This window comes from Curtobacterium sp. YC1 (assembly GCF_016267665.1).
Classification (GTDB): Bacteria; Actinomycetota; Actinomycetes; order Actinomycetales; family Microbacteriaceae; genus Curtobacterium.
Genome location: NZ_CP066341.1, coordinates 741,560 through 762,987, shown reverse-complemented (window position 1 = coordinate 762,987; position 21,428 = coordinate 741,560). Strand labels below are relative to the sequence as shown.

The window sequence follows — 21,428 nt, the reverse complement described above, 5'->3', positions numbered from 1 at the left end:
CGGCAGGTGCCGGACGCGGCATGTGTCCGTGGACGCCCGTGTCGGCGGGGGTCGGTAGCGTCGCGGCATGGTCAGGACGACGCTCTCCGCCGCCGAGGCACGCCGGGTCGCACTCGCCGCGCAGGGCTTCGGTCGACCGCTGGCGGACACCGTCTCGACGCGGGCGCTGAACGCCACGATCGGCCGGCTCGGGCTGCTGCAGATCGATTCCGTCAACGTGTTCGAGCGCAGCCACTACCTGCCGCTCTTCGCCCGGCTCGGCGCCTACGACCGCTCGACGCTGGACCGCCTGACGTTCCGCCGCTCGGGCCCGTACACCGAGTACTGGGCGCACGAGGCCGCGATCGTGCCCCGGGACGACCTGCGGCTGTTCCGCTGGCGGATGGACGCCCTGCGGGAGCGCGACGCCGGACCGACACGGATCGACGGGGTCACCCGGACCGCCACCGTGCGTCGCGAACTGCAGGCCCTGCTCCGTGCCGAGGGACCGATGCCCGCCAGCGCCGTCGAGCACGAGTCGAACGTCCGCCGGGGGCCGTGGTGGGGCTGGAGCGACGTGAAGCTCGGGCTCGAGCAGATGTTCCGCTGGGGCGAGGTCGTGAGCGCCGGGCGATCGGGCTTCGAGCGGGTCTACGCCCTGCCCGAGCAGGTCCTGCCCGCCGGGTTCCTGGACGCCGCACCGGACCGACGGACGGCCGTGCGCGACCTCGTGCAGCGGGCGACGCGTGCGCTCGGCGTCGGCACGCGCGCCGACGTCGCCGACTACTACCGGCTGCGCTCCGACGACACCGCGGCCGCCCTCGCCGACCTCACCGACGCCGGCGTCCTGCTGCCGGTCCGGGTCGAGGGCTGGCGCGAGCAGGCGTGGATGCACGCGGACGCCCGGGTGCCGCGACGGGTCGGCGCCGACGCCGTGCTCAGTCCGTTCGACCCGGTCGTGTGGTTCCGGCGCCGGGCCGAGCGGATGTACGGCTTCCACTACCGGATCGAGATCTACACACCGGCACCGAAGCGGGTGTTCGGGTACTACGTGCTGCCGGTGCTGCAGGACGACCGGCTGGTCGGGCGCATCGACCTGAAGAGCGATCGGCAGCGCGGGGTGCTCCGGGTCCGGACCGCGTGGCAGGAGCCCGGTGAACGCCTGGACGCCGAACGGCTGGCCGAGACCCTGCGGCGCACGGCGGCCTGGCAGGGGCTCGGCGCGGTCGAGGTGACCGACCGCGGCACCGCGGCGGCGGACGTCGCGGGGGCACTCGGCGTCAGCCTGGTGCCCCACCGGTCGGCCGACGACGCGGACGCCCCGGCACCCGTGGCGGACGCACCGGCGCCCGACGCCGGTGCCGACACCGCGGCCCTCGGGGACTGACCCTGGGTCAGAACCGCTCGGCGGACGCCCGCAGCCGCGCGATCCGGTCGGGCAGCGGCGGGTGCGTCGAGAACAGCCGGTCCATCACGCCGGGCCGCATCGGGTCGGCGATCCACAGGTGCGCCATCGACGAGTTCTGCGTCTGCATCGGTCGGCCGTGCGCCCCGAGCTTCTCGAGCGCACGCGCCAGCCCCTCGGGGTACCGGGTCGTCATCGCGCCCGTCGCGTCGGCCAGGTACTCGCGCTGCCGCGACACGGCGGCCTGCACCCCGGCCGCGGCGATCGGTGCGACCAGGACCGCCACGATGCCGGCGACGAGCAGCACCGGGTTCGCGCCGCCGCCGTTGTCGGACCCCCGACCTCGACCCCCGAAGAACGAGATGCGCAGGAGCACGTCGGCGATGAGCCCGACGGCGACGACCAGGCCGAAGACCATCGTCGAGACCCGGATGTCGTAGTTCCGGACGTGGCCGAGCTCGTGCGCCATGACGCCCTGCAGCTCCTGGTCGTCCATCAGCTCGAGCAGACCGGTCGTCGCCGCGACGACCGCGTGCTCGGGGTCGCGCCCGGTCGCGAAGGCGTTCGGCGACGGGTCCGGGATGACGAACACGCGGGGCATCGGCATGCCCGTCGAGATGGCGAGGTTCTCGACCGTGCGCCAGAGTCGTGGCTCCGAGACCCGGTCGATCTCGACGCCGCCGGCGATCGCGGTCGCCTGCCGTGCGGCGGAGAAGTACTGCAGCACCGCGTACCCGAGTGCGACCACGAGCGCGATGACCCCGATCGACACGTTGCCGGCCAGGTAGCCGCCCAGGAACCCGAGCGCGCCGATGATCAGCAGGAACACCAGCACGATGAGCACGGTGTTCCGCTTGTTCCGCGCGATGGCGCTGTACACGTCGGCCCCGACGCTGGGATCAGAACTGGACGCGCGGCGGTTCGGCGATCGCTGCCGGTTCGGCCGTCTCGAAGAAGGTGGCCTCGGTGAACCCGCGGTTCTTCGCGAACGCGGAGTTCGGGAAGACCCGGATCTTCGTGTTCAGCTCGCGCACCCCGCCGTTGTAGAACCGGCGGGAGGCCTGGATCTTGTCCTCGGTGTCGACGAGCTCCGACTGCAGCTGCAGGAAGTTCTGGCTCGACTGCAGCTGCGGGTACCCCTCGGCCACCGCGAAGACGCTCTTCAACGCCTTCTGCATGTGCCCCTCGGCGGCGGAGGCCGATCCGGCGTCACCGGCCGTCAGGGTCTCGGACCGGGCCTTCGTGACGTCGTCGAAGACGGCCTTCTCGTGGGTGGCGTACCCCTTGACCGTGTCGACGATGGTCGGGATGAGGTCGGCGCGACGCTTCAGCTGGACGGAGATGTCGCTCCACGCCTCGTCGACGCGGACCTTGAGCGTGACCAGGGCGTTGTACGTCACCCAGAGGTAGATCCCGATGATCACCAGGACGACCACCACCACTCCGACGACGATGAGCGTCGTGACGAGTCCGGTGTCCATGAGGGCGTACTCCTTTGCGCGTCGGGATCCGCGGTGCTGCGACGGCCTGATCGGCCATCGGGAAGTCTATCGATGCGCCGACCGCGCTCTGTTCCATGAGCAGTGTTCACGGGCGATTCCCGAGTCACGCACACCGGGCGCTCGGACTGCCGGCCGATCGTGGTCATCATCCGCGGGGAGTGTTGACCGGACGCCGTCGATCCCGTGGGATGGACCCGGTGAGGACGCGCGGGGAGCACGTGGACGAAGGGGCCGTCGGGGGCGACGGCCCTCGTCGTCGTGCCCGGATCGCCGTGCTCGCCACGGCCGCGACCCTCCTCGCCGCGGCACTGCTGAGCACGATCGCCGCCCCCGCCACCGCCGCCCCTGCCGTCGCCGCTGGGCCGACCGCGACCGAGAGCCCCGCGCCGAACGACGGTGCGCCGCCGAGCGTCGGACGCCCGGGCGCCCCGACCCCACCCCCGACACCGTCGCCCGCCGTGCGCCTCACCATCGCTGACCCGGGCGACGTGACGACCGGGACCACCCGCTTCCACGGCACGGCGGTGCCTGGCCACAGCGTCCGCGTGACCGGACCGGCCGGGGGCGGAACCAGCGGGTGCACCGCCGCGGTCGGTCCGGACGGACGGTGGGCCTGCCTGGGCTCGGTCCGTTCGGGCCCCCAGCAGGTGTTCACCGTGCGCGACCTGACCGTCCCGACGGCGTCGGGAGTGGACGCGCCCGCGGCGGACGTCATCGTGCCCCCGACCATCGCCGGCGGTCGGCCCACGGGTGGCACGGTGTCCGGCACCGGGTTCCCCGGGGCGACCGTGACCCTGTCGGTGTCCGGCTCGTCGGCGCAGCAGGACGCGCCGGTCGGTGCCGACGGCCGGTGGGTCGCCGCACTCCCGGTGCGGGCGGACGGCACGGTCACCGCGACCGCCTCGCAGACCGCCAGCACCGCTCGCGGGTTCCGGTCCGACCTGCGCAGCGCCGCGTCCGCGCCGGTCACCCTGACCGTCGACCGCACCGCTCCGGACGCACCCGACATCACGTCGCCGCAGGACGGGCAGCGGGTGGGTGCACGGACCACGACCGTCCGGGGCACCGGCGAACCCGGTGCCGGCGTCACCGTGTACGTGGACCGCGCGCCCGTCTGCGGGGCGACGGTCAGTGCCGACGGCGGGTGGTCGTGCGCGACGACCGGGTCGACGATGCGCGCTGGCGTGCACCGGCTCACCGCGACGCAGCACGACGCGGCGCACAACTACTCGCGGTCGTCGGCGCCCGTCCGGATCGTGGTGTTCGCGACGACGGCCGCACCGACCACCGAGCCCGGCGGCACGGGCGGGGCGACGCCGGGCTCGCCGAGCGCCGGCACCCCCGGCGCACCGGGGAGCACCGGCAGCGCACCCTCGCCCGCCGACGGATCCGGCAGCCGGCCGGGCAGTGACGACACCACCGGTGCGACCGGCGACGACGGGACCGGCAGCGCTGCCCCGGCCGGTGGCACGGACGGCGGCCACGACGGTGCGGCCGGCGCACGCGGTGCCGACGGTCGCCCCGACTGGTCCGGGCCCGCCGGCGACTGGACCGCCGCGACCTCGTACGACGGCACCGTCCCGTCCATCCGGGCGGCGTTCTCGTGGCGGACGATCCTGGTCGCCACGGCCGTGGCAGCCGGGTTCCTGTTGCTGATCGCCGCACCGCTCGCCCTCGTCGCCGCCGTGGCACGTGGCCGTCTCCGCTCCCCGCTCGCCGGGTTGCTCGGCCGGAACCGGACCCGCTCGGACCGCACCCGCGGCGACGTCCTGCCGACGTGGGTGTCGATCGGGACGGCCGTGGTCGTCGCCACGCTCTGCACCCTGCTCGGTGTCGGCGTCGAACTCGAGGCGCGCTACGTCCGCCTCGCGATCGCCGTCCTGCTCGGCACCGCGGTGCTCACCGCGGCCGTCGTGCTCGCGACGCGCTGGTCCGCCGGCCCCGACCACCGCAGCGTGGGCTTCCGGGTCTCACCGTGGCTGGTGCTCGCCGCCGTCGCGGCGTGCGGGCTGACCCGGGCCGCCGACCTCTCCCCCGCGCTGGTCGTCGGCGTCGTGCTCGTGCCGTCGGGGCGCCCCGACCTGGGCACCGGGGCACTCCGCCTCGGCTCGGGCATCGCCGCCAGCGCGCGGACCGCGACCTGGCGCGTCGTCGCGCTCCTCGGGCTCGCCACGGCCGGCTGGGCGCTGCACAGCACCGGCACCCCCGGCGGCTTCTGGGCGGCACTCGCGTCGGAGTTCGCCACCACGCTGTGCATCGGCGGGATCGGGGTCGTGGTCGCGACCCTCCTGCCGCTCGCCGGGTCCGCCGGCAGTGCGCTCCTGGCCGCCTCCCGCGGCCGGTACGTCGCCCTCGCCGTGCTGGCGGTCACGGTGACCGCCGCCGTCTACTCGGGCTCGACCGGCACCCACGCCCCGCCGGCACTGCTCGGCGGCCTCGCCGCAGCCTGCGTGGCGGCCGCGGTCGCGGCCGTGGTCTGGGCGCGCACCACGGGACGCACCGCGCGCGGTTGAGCCGCACCGCGCCTCCCGGCCGTCCGCCTGGGCTGCGGACCCGGATCAGCGCGTGCCGTCGGACGGGAGGCCCGTGCCGGCCCCGCCTCGCGCCTCCGGTCCGCCGCCCTGTGCTCCCGCCGCTACGGGCGGTGCGGCGCGTTGCGCGCGAAGAGCCCGGGCAGGAGCCCGCCGATCTTCGTGCCGATGCACAGGCTGACGAAGGTCGCGAGCGGGGTCGCGAGGGCCTGCGCGTCGAACGTCGCCACCGCGACCAACCCGACCGTCCCCGGCACGAGCAGCAGGAACGCCGGGAAGAACGACACCGTCGCCGGGATCGCCGGCGCGAGCCGCTCGAGCAGCCGAGTCCCGACGAACAGCAGCGCCGCCGTCGCGCCGGTCGCCACGACGCTGCCCCACACGGGCGTCGTCCCGCTCACCAGCGCGTAGGCCGTCACCATGACCGCGACCGACACGAGCGTCAGTCGCCAGCCCGACCGGAACACCAGACCGAGTCCGACGGCCAGGACCACCACGGCCACCCACGAGACCCAGTACGAGGGGACGGCCTCCCAGCCGTCCAGGGACGTCCCGACGCCGGCGACCTCGCCGACGAGCGCCGCCGACGACGGGTCGACGTGCAGCCCGGTCAGCGCACTGCCCGAGGCGATGCCGGCCGCCATGAAGCCGAGCATGATGAGCCCCTGCACCAACCGCGAGGCCCCGGTGACGATGTCGGCCGCCGTGAGCTCGAGCAGGGCGTTGGTGATGAGCGCTCCCGGGACGAACACCGCGACCGGCGCGCACACGGCGAACAGGGGGACCTGGTCGAAGCCGGTGCCCGCGGCGACGAGTCCGACGACGGTGGTCGACACGAACGCGGCCAGGAACGGGATGATCGCGACGGCCTCGCGGAACCGGCGGAGCACCAGGCCGATGACGCCGACGACCGCACCCACGGCGAGGGCGACGAGGATCGCCCACCACGGGCAGCGGAAGACGACCGCGAGGCCGGCGGAGGTCAGGGCGTTGCCGAGGATCCACGGCAGCGCGGGGGGTGGGATCGTGCCGGCACGGATGGCGCGCACACGGGCGGGGATCTCGGCGAGGGCGATCGAGCCGCTCTCCAGGCCGAGCACGACACGGTTCGCCCGCGCGGCCTGCCGTGACGAGAGCTCCACGCCCTCGGCGTTGACGATGGTGGCCGCGCCCGTCGCCACCTCGCTCACCATCACGAGCGCCGGCAGGACGCCGATGGCGAGCGTGGGCCCCACCCCGGCGGCGTCACGGGCCTTCTCGAGCGCCGAGCGGACGTCGGTGACGGAGCTCCCGGCGTCGAGCAGCAGGGCCCCGAGCGTGCCGAGGAGCATGCCGACGGGCACGGTCTCGCCGTCGACGACCTCGACGTGGGCCTCGGGCCGACGCAGGGCGTGCTGCAGGTTCGCGAGCGCGCTACCGAGTCCGACCACGAGGACGATCGTAGGTGGTCGCGGGGTGCGGTGCCGAGTCGCGGCTCCGCGGACAGGCTCGCGCCCCGCCGGGTCACGCGGTACCCCCGGTGGGACTCGAACCCACAACTCAGCGATTTTAAGTCGCGTGCCTCTACCGATTGGGCCACGGGGGCGGGCCGCAACAGCCTACCGATGCACGACGGCGGCCACCCCGTCGGGGCGACCGCCGTCGTGACGCGCGTTGCTACTTCGCGGCGTCGGCCTCGGCCTTCACCGGCTCGGCCTCGTTGGAGACGTCCTTCGCGGGCTCGCCGTACGCGGGGCCTGCGGCACCGGCGGGCTGCCCCTCCTGCGGAGCCTGGGCAGCGGCCGGTGCGGCGGGCGCCTCGGCAGCGGGCTTCGGGCGCGACGCGAACGCCTCGAACGCGGCACGCGGGGTCTCGCGGTCGTCGAGCGACACGATGTCGCGGCCCAGGAAGAAGCCGCCGACCCAGTCGCCGATGACGCGCCACTTGCGCTCCCACGACGGCATCGCCAGGCCGTGGTAGCCGCGGTGGGCACCCCAGGCCAGGAAGCCCTTCATGGCGAACTTGCCGGACTGGAACACACCGGTGCCGAGACCGAGGCCCGCGACGGCGCCGAGGTTCTCGTGCTTGTAGTCGGTCGTCACCTCGCCGCGGATCGTCGCGACGAGGTTCTTCGCGAGCTGCTTCGCCTGACGCACCGCGTGCTGGGCGTTCGGCACGCAGAAACCGCCGACACCGCCACCGGTCAGGTCCGGGACCGCCGCGACGTCACCGCAGGCCCACGCGTCGGCGATCACGCCGTTGTCGTCGACCACGCGGAGGTCGGGCTGCACACGGATGCGGCCGCGCTGCTCGAGCGGGAAGTCGGTGCCCTTGACCATCGGGTTCGCCATGACGCCGGCGGTCCAGATGATGAGGTCGGACGGGATCGTCTCGATCGCGCCGTCGCTCGTCTTGAGCTCGCAGACGCCGCCGACGGCCGAGGCCAGCTGGGTCTCGAGGTGCACGGTCGCGCCGCGCTCCGCCAGGTTCTTGAGCACCCAGTGCGAGGTCTCGAGCGAGACCTCGGGCATGATGCGGCCCATTGCCTCGACGAGGTGGAAGTGCGTGTCGTCGAAGGACAGCTGCGGGTGGCTCTTCAGCAGGTCGGTGACGAAGGAGCGGAGCTCGGCGAACACCTCGATGCCGGCGAAGCCACCACCGACGACGACGACCGTGAGCAGGCGGTCGCGCTCGGGACCGGCCGGCAGGTTCGCCGCCTTGTGGAAGTTCGTGAGGATCTTGTCGCGGATCGCCGCGGCCTCCTCGATGGTCTTCAGGCCGATGGCCTCGTCCGCGACACCCGGGATCGGGAACGTGCGGGACACCGCGCCGGCCGTCATGACGATCTGGTCGTAGGACTCCACCCACGGCTCGCCCTCGGCCGGGGTGATCGTCGCCGTCTTGGTGGCGTGGTCGACCCCGGTGACCTTCGCCGTGACGACGCGGGTCTGCTTGAGGTGGCGACGGTGGGCGACGACCGCGTGGCGCGGCTCGATCGAACCGGCGGCGACCTCGGGCAGGAACGGCTGGTACGTCATGTACGGCAGCGGGTCCACCATGACGACCTCGGCTTCGCCCTGGCGAAGGTGCTTCTCGAGCTTCCATGCGGTGTAGAAGCCGGCGTAACCGCCGCCGACGACGAGGATCTTGGGCACGGGGGATGTTCTCCTTGGATGGGGGTGTGCGGAGTCGAGTCAGACTTCGCCGCCACCCGCCCCGACTCCAGCGTCTGCACCGTCATCATACGCCCGGCACTCGCACCGGGAGGGCGACCAGTCCGCGCGCTCGAGCGCGAGGTCACCGATGGGGTTGACGCCGGGTCCGGCGGCGAGGGCGTGACCGACGAGGGCGTGCAGGCACTTCACGCGGGTGGGCATGCCACCGGCGCTGATGCCGTCGATCTCGTCGACGTGCTCGATCGACTCACGGTCGGCCAGGTAGGACTCGTGGGCCGCGCGGTACTGCGCGGCGACCTCGGGGTCCTCGAGCAGGGCTGCCAGCTCGGGCATCACCTGGTTCGCCTCGAGGGTGCTGACCGCGGCGGTGGCCGCGGGGTGGCACAGGTAGTAGAACGTCGGGAACGGGGTGCCGTTCGACAGTCGGGGCTTCGTGGAGACGACGGTGGGGTTGCCACAGACGCAGCGTGCCGCGATCCCGATGACGTCGCGCGCCGGTCGGCCGAGCTGCGCCGACACGACCTGGACGTCGCGGTCGGAGGGCGGGTCGAAGGGAGGGGTCGTCACGGGAACGTGAGCCTACCGGAGACGCGGCACCCGGCGCACCGTCGGGCCGGACGGCTACTTGCTCTCGCCCGTACCGGACACGTCCGGGGCCACGAGGTCCGCGGCCGTCTTCTCGGTCAGTCCCGACTCGAGCACCGACGACAGCATCGCCTGCACCCAGTCCACCTTGGGGGTCTGCACCTTCGCGCTCACGGGGGTGCCGGAGTCGGTCCGCGGGGTCGCCTCGGACGCGTCGTCCTCGGCACCCATGACGAGGTAGCTCTCCTCGCCCGGGTACACGTAGAGCAGCCGGTCACGGGCCTGCGCCTCGATGTACGCTGGGTCGTCCCAGCGCGCGACGTCCTTCTTCTTCTGCGCGACGTCGGCCTTCTGGCTCGCCACCTCGTGCTGCTGCTGGGCGATCTGCTCCTGCTGCTGGATGAGCGTCCGGAGCGACGGCGCGAGCACGACCACGAACAGCACGATGATCGCGAGCATGAGCAGGCTGAAGCCCGAGAAGTGGATTGAGCGGTACCAGGGCTGCTCGTGCGTGCTGCCGTCGGGCATCGCCACGGGGACGCGGCGGACGCGGGGCTTCTGGCTGGGCACGTCCCGACGATAACCCGGCGTCGCCGGTCGCGCCGCCCGGCACGCGGCTGTTCGGTGCCCTCCCAGCGTCTCGCCTCGTCACGTCGAGGCAGTCGGGAGGCACGGCTCCGGCCCGCCCCTCCCGTTCCGCACCTGGAGTGGTCACCACACACCGCCCGGTGCACGTCCGGTGGTCGCGTCCCGTCGGCCAGGCCCGGGCCAGCCGACGACTCGTGACCACTCGACGCAGCGAGCGCGGCACGTCCTGACCGCTCGGCCCTCGGGGGCGCGCACACGACGAGACGCCGCCCTCCCGGAGGAGGACGGCGTCCCGGTGGTGCGGCTGCTGCTGCCCGGACTGCCTACTGGGCGGCGGCGCGCGGGAAGGCCGAGCGGCCGGCGTAGACCGCCGCGTCGCCGAGCTCTTCCTCGATGCGCAGGAGCTGGTTGTACTTCGCGACGCGGTCCGAGCGGGCCGGGGCGCCGGTCTTGATCTGGCCGCCGTCGACCGCCACCGCGATGTCGGCGATGGTGGTGTCCTCGGTCTCGCCGGAGCGGTGCGACAGGATCGAGGTCAGGCCGTGACGGTGCGCGAGCGAGACGGCGTCGAGCGTCTCGGTGAGCGTGCCGATCTGGTTGACCTTGACGAGGATCGAGTTCGCGGCCTTCTCGTCGATGCCACGCTGCAGGCGCTTCGGGTTCGTGACGAACAGGTCGTCGCCGACGATCTGCACCTTGTCGCCGAGCTCGGCGGTCAGGTGCGACCAGCCCTCCCAGTCGTCCTCGGCCAGCGGGTCCTCGATGGTGACGAGGGGGTAGTTCGCGACGAGGTCGGCGAAGTACGCGGTGAACTCCTGGCTCGACAGCTGCTTGCCCTCGAACTGGTACTTGCCGTCCGAGAAGAACTCGGTCGACGCGACGTCCAGGCCGACCGCGATGTCCTTGCCCGGGGTGTAGCCGGCCTTCTCGATGGCGGTGAGCAGGAAGTCGAGCGCCGCACGGTTCGACGCGAGCTCCGGGGCGAAGCCGCCCTCGTCGCCCAGACCGGTGGCGAGGCCCTGCTTCTTCAGCTCGCCCTTGAGGGCGTGGTAGGTCTCGACGCCCCAGCGGAGCGCCTCGGAGAAGGACCCGGCACCGTAGGGCACGAGGAAGAACTCCTGGATGTCGACGTTGGTGTCCGCGTGGGCGCCACCGTTGACGACGTTCATCAGCGGGACGGGCAGCGTGTGCGCGTTCGGGCCGCCGAGGTAGCGGAACAGCGGCAGGTCGACCGAGTCGGCAGCGGCGCGGGCGACGGCGAGCGAGGCGCCGAGGATCGCGTTGGCGCCGAGGCGGGACTTGTTCTCGGTGCCGTCGAGCTCGATGAGCGCGGCGTCGACGAGGCGCTGGTCGGAGGCGTCGAAGCCCTCGAGCGCCGGGCCGATCTCGTCGAGCACGGCGTCGACGGCCTTGAGCACGCCCTTGCCGCCGTAGCGCGAGGCGTCGCCGTCGCGGAGTTCGTACGCCTCGAAGGCGCCGGTGGAGGCACCGGACGGGACGAGCGCGCGGGACACGACGCCGTCGTCGAGGAGGACCTCGACCTCGACCGTCGGGTTGCCTCGGGAATCGAGGACTTCGCGTGCGCCTACGGCATCGATCAGGGCCACGGGGTACTCCCTACACATTGGTTGTGGTGATTGCGGTGTCGATCCTAGCGAGCCGAGGTGAACACGACGTCGGCCGTGACGCCGTGTGTGGAGAACTCGGCGACCGGGTCAGTCGAGCGGTCGGAACTCGACGCCCTCGAGCGATCCGGTGTCCGCGCCGACGGAGGCGAACGCCGTGAAGCCCTGTGCGGCGAGACCGGCGAGCAGGTTCTTGGTGTTCTTCGTGCGGCGTTCGAGGCGGACCCGACGGTGGGACGCGAGTGCCTCGTCCTTCAGCGCGGCGAGCCGGACCGGGTCGACGTCCTTGTCGTACAGCAGCACGACGGCGTCGGACTCGGCCGACTCCGGGAGCGTCACGAGGTCGACGAGCCGCTCGAACCCGAGCGAGAACCCGACCGCCGGGACGTCCTGTCCCAGGAACCGGCCGATCATCCCGTCGTAGCGTCCGCCACCGCCGAGGCTGTACCCGAAGTCGGGGTGCGCGACCTCGAAGATCGTGCCCGTGTAGTAGCCCATGCCGCGCACGAGGGTCGGGTCGAAGCGCAGGTCGACACCGGGCAGCGCGTCGCGCAGGCGCAGGAGGTCGGCGAACGCATCGGCGTCGAGCCACGGCGCGCCCTCGACCGAGGACCAGTCGGCGGCCTCGAGCGCGCGGATCGTGTCCTCGAGTCCGGGCAGGTCCGCGCCCAGCGTCGCGCGGAGTTCTGCGGCGACACCCTCCGGCCCGATCTTGTCGAGCTTGTCGATCGTGATGAGCGCCCGGTCTGCGACGGCCGGCTCGACGATCCCCCACGACGCGAGGAGCGCCAGCAGGATCCGCCGGTCGTTGATCCGGATCGTCGTGCCGGCGATGCCGAGGGCGTCGAGCGCCGCGGTGGTCGCACGGATGAGCTCGATCTCGGCGAGCTGGCCGGGCTCCCCGAGGATGTCGATGTCGCACTGCACGAACTGGCGGTAGCGTCCCTTCTGCGGACGCTCGGCACGCCAGACGGGTGCGATCTGCACGGAACGGAAGACGCTCGGCAGCTCGGCGCGGTGCGAGGCGTAGAAGCGGGCGAGCGGCACGGTCAGGTCGAACCGCAGGCCGAGGTCGGCGAGGTCCAGCGGCGCCTCGGCCGAACGGAGGTCCTCCGTGCTGAGCCCTCGCTTCATGACCGCGAATGCGAGCTTCTCGTTGTCCCCACCGAGGCCGGAGTGCAGCCGGGCGGCGTCCTCGACGACAGGGGTCTCGATCTCGTCGAAACCGTGCCGCGCGTAGACGTCGCGCACGACACCGAGCACGTGCTCGCGGCGGGCCTTGTCGGCCGGGAGGAAGTCGCGCATGCCACGGGGTACGGTCACGGTCGTCGCCATGAGGGCAATTCTGGCAGACCGAGGATCGGGGCTTGCACTCCCACCGAGCCACTGACATACTGCATCCAGAACCTCGGTCCGGAACGTGCCTGATCCGCGCTCCGGACCGAACGCGGGGCGACGTGCTGCAGTGCGTCCCGCGGTTCGAGCGGGTCTCCTGTCGGCGCCTCTCCCTGGTGGAGCCGACGCCCGCTCACGGGCGCCCTCCTTTTTTCGGGTTGGGAGGGCGCCCGCTCTCCCTGCCCGGATCGGGAACGTCCGCGAGCCCTCAGCGCTCCGCAGCGCGCCCGGCCTGCTCCAGGGCCGACACCGCCGCGCGCAGACTCGCGACCGGGTCGACACCGCGACGGACCGCATCCGCGACCTCGCCCAGGACCGCACTCCCCCACGCCGGGTCGACCGCACCGGCGCCTTCGGAGAGAACCGCTCCGCCCACCGCGGACGGCCCGTCCACAACCGACGGCCCGTCCACCACCGACGGCTCGTCCCCGACGGGAGCAGCGCCCACCGCAGCCTCCGCGATCGACGCACCACGGGCCTCCGGGCCGACCCCGGCGACGGACGCGACCACCGCGTCGACGCCGCCCCGTTCCTCCAGGCGTTCGAGCAGCTTGACCGCCCGCTCGAGCGGCGGCATCGCCCGCGGCACGCCGTCGAACGCACTGCGCCGACCTGCCTTCTCGGCGGCCTTGGCCGCACGCCAGACGCGGACGACGTCCTCGACGGTGTCCGCGGTCTCCTTCCCGAACACGTGGGGGTGCCGCCGGGTCATCTTGTCGCGCACGCCGGCGGCGACGTCCTCCAGGGTGAACTCGCCGGCCAGCGCGGCGATCCCCGCGTGCAGCACGACCTGGTAGAGCAGGTCGCCGAGTTCCTCGCGCACGTCGTCCGGGTCGCCGTCGTCGATGGCGTCGACGAGTTCGTACGACTCCTCGACCGCGTACCGCGCGAGCGACGCGTGGGTCTGCGCCCGGTTCCAGACGCACCCGCCGTCCTCGGCGAGCAGGCGGTCGACGACGGTCACGAGGTCCGGTACGGCGGTCATGCGGCCATCGTCGCACTCGCGTAGGCTGGCTGCTGGTGTGTCGGGAAGTCTGGTCGACGGACTCTCACCCGACCCCTCGAGACGGAGATCCATGTCGTCCCTCGTCCGCTCCCCCCGCTTCAGCGCCATCGCGCTCCTCACCGCCGCCGTGCTCGGCCTGGTGGTGGCGAACTCCCCCGTCGGCCCGGGCCTCGAACGTCTGCTCGACGCACACCTGCCGCTCGGGGCCCTCGGCCTCGACCTGTCGATCGCGCACTTGATCAGCGACGGTCTGCTCGCGGTCTTCTTCCTGCTCGTCGCCATCGAGCTGAAGCAGGAGCTCGTCGACGGCGAGCTGTCGAACCCCAAGACCGCGATCATCCCCGCCATCGCCGCGGTCGGCGGTGTGCTCGTCCCGGCCGGCATCTTCCTGCTCGTCACCGCGGGCACGCCGTACACGCACGGGTGGCCGATCCCGACGGCGACCGACATCGCGTTCGCGCTCGGGGTCCTGGCGATGTTCGGTCGGGGCCTGCCGTCCGGCATCCGGGTGTTCCTGCTCGCCCTGGCCGTGCTCGACGACCTCATCGCCATCGTCATCATCGCGGTCGTCTTCGCGCACGACACCGACTTCCTGGCCCTCGCCGGGGCCGTCGTCACGCTCGCGGTGTTCTGGCTGCTCGGCCGGATGCTCCGACCGGGGCGCAGCGGCCAGACGCTGATCATCGTGGCGATGGTCCTGGTGGGGCTCGTGACCTGGTGGCTCGTGTACCACTCCGGTGTGCACGCCACGATCGCCGGTGTCGCGCTCGGTCTCGTCCTGCCGCGCCGCCCTGGGCACACGCTGCACGAGAACGTCGAGCCGTGGTCGAACGCGATCGTGCTGCCGGTGTTCGCGTTCGCCTCCGCCGCCGTGGTGATCCCGGCCGTCGGCATCAGTGAGCTCTCGCCCACCTTCTGGGCCGTCGTCGTCGCGCTGCCGGTCGGCAAGGTCGTCGGCATCACGCTGTTCGGCGTGGTCGCCACCCGCCTGTTCCGCTCACCGGGTCGATCGTCGCTGTCGCTCTTCTCGATCGTGACGGTCGGCGTGCTCGGCGGCATCGGGTTCACGGTGTCGCTGCTCATGAACGAGCTGGCGTTCGCCCGCAACGAGGAGATCCTGGACGAGGGTGTGCTCGCCGTGCTCGTCGGCTCGGGCATCGCCATCGTCGCGTCCGCGGTCGTGGTCACCCTGCGGGCCCGGACCTACCGCGCCCGCCGCGAACTGTCCGAGGCCGAGGCGACCGAGTAGCGGGTCGGGCGGCGCGGTGCTGTCGTTCCGAGTCCGCGCGAGGGCGCGTGCGACAGTGTCGACGTCGTACGACGACGGGGCTGTCGTTCCGAGTCCGCACCGGCCCCGGACGCCCCCACCAACGGACGGGAGGCACGGTGCCAGCCGGCACCGTGCCTCCCGTCCGTCCGTGGCCGACTACGAGACCGCCGGCGCCTCCGCCGGGGTCGTCGCGCCGTACACGGCGGTGAGGATGCTCTCCACCCACCGGATGAACGCGTCGTCCGGGAGCGCCTGGTCGTGCGGGCGCGGGATCGGGATGCTCGTCGCGTTCTGCTGCGCGAACCACCGGGCGCCCGGGAACATGCGTCCGAGCCGCACCTGCGCCGAGTCGGCGAGCTCCTTGCCCGCGACACGCAGGTTCGAGCCCATCACCACGACGTCGGACAACCCGACCTGCTGGGCCATCCGGCGCAGACGGGAGACCTCGACCAGGGTCTGCACGGCCTGCGGCGGCTGCCCGTAGCGGTCGGTGAGCTCGTCGAGCACCATGTCGATCGCGGTCGGCTGCGCCGTCGGGGCCGAGGCCGCCGAGAGCTTCTGGTACGCCTCGAGCCGGAGTCGCTCGGACTCGACGTAGTCCTCGGGGATGTGGGCGTCGACGGGGATCTCGAGTCGGAGTTCGGTCTGCCCCTCGGCGACGTCACCGCGGAACTGCGAGACGGCCTCGCCGATCATGCGGAGGTACAGGTCGAACCCGACGCCGGCGATGTGGCCGGACTGCTCACCGCCGAGCAGGTTGCCCGCCCCGCGGATCTCGAGGTCCTTCATCGCGACCTGCATGCCCGCACCGAGCTCGTTGTTGGCGGCGATGGTCTCGAGGCGGTCCTGCGCGGTCTCGGACAGCGGCTTGTCGGAGTCGTAGAGGAAGTACGCGTACCCGCGCTCCCGCCCACGGCCGACACGACCGCGCAGCTGGTGGAGCTGCGACAGCCCGTACTTGTCCGCCTTGTCGATGATGAGCGTGTTCGCGTTCGCGATGTCCAGACCGGTCTCGATGATCGTCGTCGAGACCAGGACGTCGAAGCGGCGCTCCCAGAAGTCGACCATGACCTGCTCGAGGGTGCTCTCCGCCATCTGCCCGTGCGCCACGGCGATGCGGGCGTCCGGCACGATCTCGGCCAGGTGCGCGGCGACCGACTGGATGTCCTTCACGCGGTTGTGCACGTAGAACACCTGGCCCTCGCGCAGCAGCTCGCGCTTGATCGCGGCGGCGACCTGCAGGTCGGACTGCGGGCCGACGAACGTCAGGATCGGGTGGCGGTCCTCCGGCGGGGTGGCCAGGGTGGACATCTCGCGGATGCCCGTGACCGCCATCTCGAGGGAGCGCGGGATCGGGGTCGCCGACATCGCCAGCACGTCGACGTTCGTCTTGAGCTTCTTCAGCTGGTCCTTGTGCTCGACGCCGAACCGCTGTTCCTCGTCGATGATGACGAGCCCGACGTCCTTGAACTGGACGTTCTGCGACAGGATGCGGTGCGTGCCGATGACGATGTCGACCGTGCCGTCGGCGAGCCCGGCGACGGTCTCCTTCGACTCCTTCTCGGTCTGGAACCGGCTCAGTGCCCGCAGGTGCACGGGGAACCCGGCGAAGCGCTCCTGGAACGTCTCCATGTGCTGGCGGACGAGCAGCGTCGTCGGCACGAGCACGGCGACCTGCTTGCCGTCCTGCACGGCCTTGAACGCCGCGCGGATGGCGACCTCGGTCTTGCCGTAGCCGACGTCGCCGGACAGCAGGCGGTCCATCGGGACCGGGCTCTCCATGTCGCGCTTGATCTCGTCGATGGTGGTGAGCTGGTCGACGGTCTCGGCGAACGGGAACGCCTCCTCCAGCTCACGCTGCCACGGGGTGTCGGGGCCGAACGCGTGCCCCTTCGACGCCATGCGGGCGGAGTAGAGCTTGACGAGGTCGACCGCGATGTCGCGCACGGCCTTGCGCGCCTTCGACTTCGCCGCGGACCAGTCCGACCCGCCCATCTTCGACAGGGTCGGGTTCTCGCCGCCGACGTACCGGGACAGCTGGTCGAGCTGATCGGTCGGCACGAAGAGCTTGTCACCGGGGTAGTTCCGCTTGGACGGTGCGTACTCGAGGACGAGGTACTCGCGCTGCGTCTTCACGGCGTTGCGGCCGCCGGAGCTGACCTCCCGGCTGACGAGCTCGACGAACTTGCCGATGCCGTGGGTCGCGTGCACGACGACGTCGCCCGGCTTGAGCTGCAGCGGATCGACGACGTTCTTGCGGCGGCTGGCGAGCTTCTTGACGGTGCGGGCGCCCTGCTGCACGCTCCGCCCGTAGAACTCGGCCTCGCTGAGCACCACGATGCGTGGGTCGGGCACGGCGAACCCGTGCTCGACGGCGGCCGTCGTGACGACCGCGACGCCCGGCTGAGGGGGCTCGGTCAGGGACTCGGCGCGGGCCGCGACCCCGGCGTCGGCCAGGACCTGCACGGCGCGCTCGACGAGCCCCTGGCCCTGTGCGGTCACCACGACCGCCCACCCGTCGTCGGTCAGTGCCTTGACGTGCGCCACGGCGCCGTCGGCACTGCCCGCGAAGCTCGGGACCGCCTCGGCGCGGACGCGGATGTACTCCCCCGCCTCGGCCGCGGCCTCGGCGTCGGTCAGGATGCGGTCGTCGTCGCCCTCGTCGAGGCCGGAGTCGAACGGCGAGACCGTCCACCAGGTGCGCTGGCCGCGGGTGTTCTTGAGCTGCTGGACGGTCAGGAAGTTGCCGGCGTCGAGGTCGATCGGCGCCTGCGCACCGGCGACCGCGGCGCTCCACGCGGCCTGCAGGAACTCCGTGTTCGTCTCGGCCAGGCTGTTGGCTCGCCCGTTCACCCGCTCCGGCGAGAACACCGCGATGGTGGCCTCGTCGGGCAGGTAACTCGTGACGGGGACGAGGTCCTGCACGAGTGCGGGTGCGAGGGACTCCATGCCCTCGACCGGGATCCCCTCGGCGATCTTCGCGAGCATCTGCGACAGGTTCGGGAACTCGTGCAGCATCTCGCGCGCCCGCTGTCGGACGTCGTCGGACAGCAGCAGTTCGCGGGACGCCGTGAGCTCGACCGAGCCGAGGTCGTCGTCCGTCGTGCGCTGGTCGGCGACGGAGAAGGCCTTGATCGCCTCGATCTCGTCGCCGAAGAAGTCGACGCGCACCGGGTGGTCGGCGGCCGGCGGGAAGACGTCGAGGATGCCGCCGCGCACGGCGAACTCACCGCGCCGGGTGACGAGGTCGACCCGCGCGTACGCCAGGTCGACCAGCTGGGACGCGATGCCGGCCAGGTCGTTGCCCCGCGAGTCGGTCCGCAGCACCACGGGGGCGAGCTCGGTGAGGTTGCCCGCGATCGGCTGCAGCGCCGCACGGACGCTCGCCACGACGATGGTGGTGCGCCGGTCGGCGGGTGCCGCGGCCTGCCACGCACCCAGGCGGCGCAGGGTCGCGATCCGGGTGCCGACGGTCTGCGCGCTCGGGCTGAGGCGCTCGTGCGGCAGGGTCTCCCACGCGGGGAACTCGAGCACGTCGGCGTCCGGCAGGTAGCTGCCGACGGCGTCACGGACCGCCTCGGCCTCGCGCCCGGTCGCCGTGATCACGAGGACGCACTGCGGCCCCTTCCGCTCCGCGACGAGCGCGCCGAGCAGCGGGACCCGGAGGCCGTCCACCACGGAGAAGTCGGCGTCGCGCGGCGCGGCGCGCAGCACGCGATCGAAGGCGGAGGCGCGCGAGAGCGCAGGGATGATGCCCGAGATCGTCACTCAGCAGATGGTACCGGCGGGGACCGACAGACGGCCCGGTGTGCGCAGCGGGCGAACACCGGATCGCACGGGTCGGGTCGCGCCGGGTGACGCGGGGCGGACGGGAGGCGCGGGTCGGGCCGGCACCGCGCCTCCCGTCCGTCGTGGCGGCGCGACCACCGCGCGGGACGGGCGTGCCCGTCGGCTGCGGGCTGGTGCTCCCGGTGTGGGCCGGTCAGGGGGCGGGACGGTGGCGGGTCGCGTCCAGGGAACGGCGGCCTCGACCGCGGTGGCGCGGGCGCCGGTCGCGGGTGACGAGGAGCACGACGCCGATCCCGAGGAGGACCGCCGCGGCGACGAGCGGGCCGGTGACCGCTGCCCCGGTGAAGGCGAGGGAGCCGCCGGTGGGCGCGGTCGCGGAGCCCGTGGGCGTCGCCGCGGCGGGCGGGACCGCGGTCGTAGTCGCGGTCGCGGCGCCCTCGTTGGCCGTCGGCGGCCGGGGCGTGGTCGGGCGCTGCGTTGCGGGTGCCGAGGGGGTGCCGGACGGCGGCGGCGTGGTCGTGGGCGGTGCGGGAGCGGCCGTCGTCGTGGGCGCGGGCTCCGTCGCGGGCGGGGTCGGGGCCGTGGTCACCGGTTGCCCGGTGGGCGTCACCGGCGTGGGGTCGGGCGCCGGACCGGACGGGGTGGGGTCGGGCGCCGGCTCGGTCGGGGTCGGCAGGGCCGGGGTCGGGTCGGTTGCAGGCGCGGTCGGGGTCGGCGCCGGCTCGGTCGGGGTCGGGGTCGGGTCCTGCGCCTGCTCGGTCGAGGTCGGCTCGGTCGGAGTCGGCCCGGTCGGGGTCGGGGTCGGCTCGGTCGAGGCCGGCTCGGTCGTGCTCGGTCCGCTCGGGGCGGGCACGGTCGGCGTCGGGTCCACGCCGGTCGGCGGGACCACCTCCGGCGCACTCGACGACGGATCCGCGGTGACCAGGCGCGATGCGGTGACGACCCGCTGCCGGTTGTAGTCCGCGACCGCCATCCGCTGCCCCGCGTCCACCGAGACCGCGGTGGGGTTCGCCAGGGCCGACCCGTCCGGGGCGGCGTCGATCGCCACCGACCACCCGTCGCCGGTGCGAGACCACACCCGGCCGCCGGCGTTGTCGACGACGAAGACCGACTCCTCGTCGTCCACGGCGACACCGAGCAGGCGGACACGGTCGGTGACGGGGAACCCCAGTGCGGTCGCCGTGCCGTCCGACCGGTCCAGTCGCCACACCTCGTCCTGCTGGGCGTCGCTGACCACGAGCGCGCGGCCGTCCTCGGTCAGGGCGACGCCGCCCGGGTCGGTCCACGGCCCGTCCACCCGGGTCCAGTCGCCCACGCTCAGGTCGGCGGTCCAGAGCGCGCCGCTCCCCGGGGCACTCGCCCAGACCGTCGAGCCGTCGACTGCGAGTTCGGACACCGATCGGCGGGTGGGCGGGGCCGGGACCCGGGTGAAGGTCCCGCCGTCCAGCACGCCGACGGTGCGGCGACCGGCCTCCGCCACCACGAACCGACCGTCGGCCAGGGCGACGACCGCGGAGGGGTTCCACACGGCGGTGGCGTGCGTCCCGAACACGGCGATCGTCTGCCAGGAACCGTCGGCGTCGCGTCGCAGCAGACCGTTCGCGGCGAAGTCCGCGACGACGAGGCGTCCCCGGGCGTCGTGGTCGACGTCGTTGGGTGCGGCGAAGGAGGCGGCCACCGGCGGTGCGGCGGTCTCGGCCGTCTGCGGTGTCCAGGTGACGGTGTCGGCGACGGCCGCCGTGCTGGCGAACCCGTTCAGGACACCGATCGCGACCAACGCGCCCACGACCACGGAGACCCCGGTCGGCAGCAGTGCGGCCCGGACGCCGCTCGAGATCGTCCTGCCCTGCACCATCCGCGCCCCCGGTCGTCGTCACGGGGCCCGTCGCCCCCACGTGAACCTACTCGTCACGGGGTACAGGACCGTCCCCCAGTTCGGGGACAGCGCGGAGATGGGACAGGGCGGATGTGAGCAGTGCGGCAGCCGGACCGGTCAGGACGGTGCGTGCACCCGCTGCTGGGCGGCGAGCAGCCCGACGTCGGCGATCGCCTCGACCGCGTCCGCGGCATCGGCCAGCAGGATCGGCAGGGTCTTCTTCTCGGCTGCGGCGAAGTCACGCAGCACGTAGTCGGCGGGATCCTGGCGACCGGGCGGCCGACCGATGCCGACGCGCACGCGCACGAACTCGTTCGTGCCCGTCGCCTTGATGATGTCCCGCAGGCCGTTGTGGCCGCCGTGCCCGCCGCTGCCCTTGAGCCGGACGGTGTCGAACGGCAGGTCGAGCTCGTCGTGCACGACGACGAGGTCGGCCGGGGTGGCGCTGTAGAACCCGAGCACCGACGAGACCGGCCCACCCGAGGTGTTCATGAACGACCCGGGCTTCGCGAGCACGAGTCGTGTGCCGCCGGGCACCAGGCGCCCCTCGGCGACCTGGTTCGGCGTCTTGTGCTTCTTGAACGTCGCGCCCATGCGGGACGCGAGTTCGTCGAGGACCATCTGGCCGACGTTGTGGCGGTTGCCGGCGTAGCCGGGCCCGGGGTTCCCGAGCCCGACCACGACGAGCGTGTTGCCCGTCATCAGCACTCCGCCATCAGCG

General features: G+C 72.9%; 15 protein-coding genes and 1 tRNA gene. 3 read left to right on the top strand and 13 right to left on the bottom strand.

Annotation, left to right across the window (positions count from 1 at the left end):
• Positions 1-67 precede the first annotated feature (67 nt).
• On the top strand, positions 68-1,366 hold the full coding sequence (locus I8920_RS03725; RefSeq protein ID WP_198657837.1) for a winged helix-turn-helix domain-containing protein: 1,299 nt from the start codon (positions 68-70) through the stop codon (positions 1,364-1,366).
• Between the two features lie 7 nt (positions 1,367-1,373).
• Here I8920_RS03725 and I8920_RS03720 read toward each other — a convergent pair whose 3' ends face one another.
• Both I8920_RS03720 and I8920_RS03715 read right to left on the bottom strand, forming a co-directional pair.
• Positions 1,374-2,264: a M48 family metalloprotease gene (locus tag I8920_RS03720; protein WP_198657836.1), complete on the bottom strand. Its 891-nt coding sequence runs from the start codon at positions 2,262-2,264 to the stop codon at positions 1,374-1,376.
• Between the two features lie 19 nt (positions 2,265-2,283).
• Positions 2,284-2,865, bottom strand: coding sequence for a LemA family protein (locus tag I8920_RS03715; RefSeq protein ID WP_198657835.1), 582 nt, complete (start codon positions 2,863-2,865; stop codon positions 2,284-2,286).
• A 218-nt stretch (positions 2,866-3,083) separates the two neighbouring features.
• Between I8920_RS03715 and I8920_RS03710 the strand changes: the two genes are divergently transcribed.
• A complete protein-coding gene (locus I8920_RS03710) occupies positions 3,084-5,399 on the top strand; it encodes an Ig-like domain-containing protein (protein WP_198657834.1) in 2,316 nt (771 codons plus the stop codon).
• Between the two features lie 122 nt (positions 5,400-5,521).
• Here the strand turns inward: I8920_RS03710 and I8920_RS03705 are convergent, their stop codons facing one another.
• The 8 genes from I8920_RS03705 to I8920_RS03670 form a co-directional block, all read right to left on the bottom strand.
• A complete protein-coding gene (locus I8920_RS03705; protein ID WP_198657833.1) occupies positions 5,522-6,847 on the bottom strand; it encodes a threonine/serine exporter family protein in 1,326 nt (441 codons plus the stop codon).
• An 81-nt stretch (positions 6,848-6,928) separates the two neighbouring features.
• Positions 6,929-7,002: transfer RNA gene (locus I8920_RS03700), tRNA-Leu, on the bottom strand.
• 71 nt (positions 7,003-7,073) lie between these two features.
• Positions 7,074-8,552: an NAD(P)/FAD-dependent oxidoreductase gene (locus tag I8920_RS03695; protein WP_198657832.1), complete on the bottom strand. Its 1,479-nt coding sequence runs from the start codon at positions 8,550-8,552 to the stop codon at positions 7,074-7,076.
• 39 nt (positions 8,553-8,591) lie between these two features.
• A complete protein-coding gene (locus I8920_RS03690; RefSeq protein WP_071406119.1) occupies positions 8,592-9,140 on the bottom strand; it encodes a DUF501 domain-containing protein in 549 nt (182 codons plus the stop codon).
• Positions 9,141-9,194: 54 nt separating this feature from the next.
• The gene (locus tag I8920_RS03685) at positions 9,195-9,728 is read right to left on the bottom strand and encodes an FtsB family cell division protein (RefSeq protein ID WP_198657831.1); all 534 of its coding nucleotides are present in this window, start codon (positions 9,726-9,728) and stop codon (positions 9,195-9,197) included.
• Between the two features lie 341 nt (positions 9,729-10,069).
• Positions 10,070-11,353 carry a phosphopyruvate hydratase gene (gene eno, locus I8920_RS03680; protein ID WP_198657830.1) on the bottom strand — a complete coding sequence of 428 codons (1,284 nt, stop codon included), beginning with the start codon at positions 11,351-11,353 and terminating at the stop codon, positions 10,070-10,072.
• 108 nt (positions 11,354-11,461) lie between these two features.
• Positions 11,462-12,706, bottom strand: a complete 1,245-nt coding sequence (gene hisS, locus I8920_RS03675) for a histidine--tRNA ligase (RefSeq protein ID WP_198657829.1) — start codon at positions 12,704-12,706, stop codon at positions 11,462-11,464.
• 268 nt (positions 12,707-12,974) lie between these two features.
• Positions 12,975-13,751: a MazG family protein gene (locus I8920_RS03670; protein WP_198657828.1), complete on the bottom strand. Its 777-nt coding sequence runs from the start codon at positions 13,749-13,751 to the stop codon at positions 12,975-12,977.
• A gap of 91 nt (positions 13,752-13,842) precedes the next feature.
• On the opposite strand from I8920_RS03670, the gene nhaA reads away from it, so the two are divergent.
• Positions 13,843-15,021 (top strand): Na+/H+ antiporter NhaA, encoded by a 1,179-nt coding sequence (gene nhaA, locus I8920_RS03665; protein ID WP_198657827.1) that lies wholly within the window; start codon positions 13,843-13,845, stop codon positions 15,019-15,021.
• A gap of 177 nt (positions 15,022-15,198) precedes the next feature.
• On the opposite strand, the gene mfd is transcribed toward nhaA, so the two are convergent.
• The 3 genes from mfd to pth all read right to left on the bottom strand — a co-directional run bounded on the left by mfd (position 15,199) and on the right by pth (position 21,409).
• On the bottom strand, positions 15,199-18,810 hold the full coding sequence (gene mfd, locus I8920_RS03660) for a transcription-repair coupling factor (protein WP_198657826.1): 3,612 nt from the start codon (positions 18,808-18,810) through the stop codon (positions 15,199-15,201).
• Positions 18,811-19,024: 214 nt separating this feature from the next.
• A complete protein-coding gene (locus I8920_RS03655; RefSeq protein WP_198657825.1) occupies positions 19,025-20,686 on the bottom strand; it encodes an SMP-30/gluconolactonase/LRE family protein in 1,662 nt (553 codons plus the stop codon).
• A gap of 138 nt (positions 20,687-20,824) precedes the next feature.
• The gene (gene pth / locus I8920_RS03650) at positions 20,825-21,409 is read right to left on the bottom strand and encodes an aminoacyl-tRNA hydrolase (RefSeq protein ID WP_198657824.1); all 585 of its coding nucleotides are present in this window, start codon (positions 21,407-21,409) and stop codon (positions 20,825-20,827) included.
• Between the last annotated feature and the right edge of the window lie 19 nt (positions 21,410-21,428).

What these genes read in the sequence shown, in the direction of transcription:
- I8920_RS03725 (WP_198657837.1), top strand. Translation starts at nt 68, where the DNA reads ATGGTCAGGACGACGCTCTCCGCCGCCGAGGCACGCCGGGTCGCACTC.
- I8920_RS03715 (WP_198657835.1), bottom strand. Translation starts at nt 2,865, where the DNA reads ATGGACACCGGACTCGTCACGACGCTCATCGTCGTCGGAGTGGTGGTG.
- hisS (WP_198657829.1), bottom strand. Translation starts at nt 12,706, where the DNA reads ATGGCGACGACCGTGACCGTACCCCGTGGCATGCGCGACTTCCTCCCG.
- I8920_RS03670 (WP_198657828.1), bottom strand. Translation starts at nt 13,751, where the DNA reads ATGACCGCCGTACCGGACCTCGTGACCGTCGTCGACCGCCTGCTCGCC.
- nhaA (WP_198657827.1), top strand. Translation starts at nt 13,843, where the DNA reads ATGTCGTCCCTCGTCCGCTCCCCCCGCTTCAGCGCCATCGCGCTCCTC.
- I8920_RS03655 (WP_198657825.1), bottom strand. Translation starts at nt 20,686, where the DNA reads ATGGTGCAGGGCAGGACGATCTCGAGCGGCGTCCGGGCCGCACTGCTG.
- pth (WP_198657824.1), bottom strand. Translation starts at nt 21,409, where the DNA reads ATGACGGGCAACACGCTCGTCGTGGTCGGGCTCGGGAACCCCGGGCCC.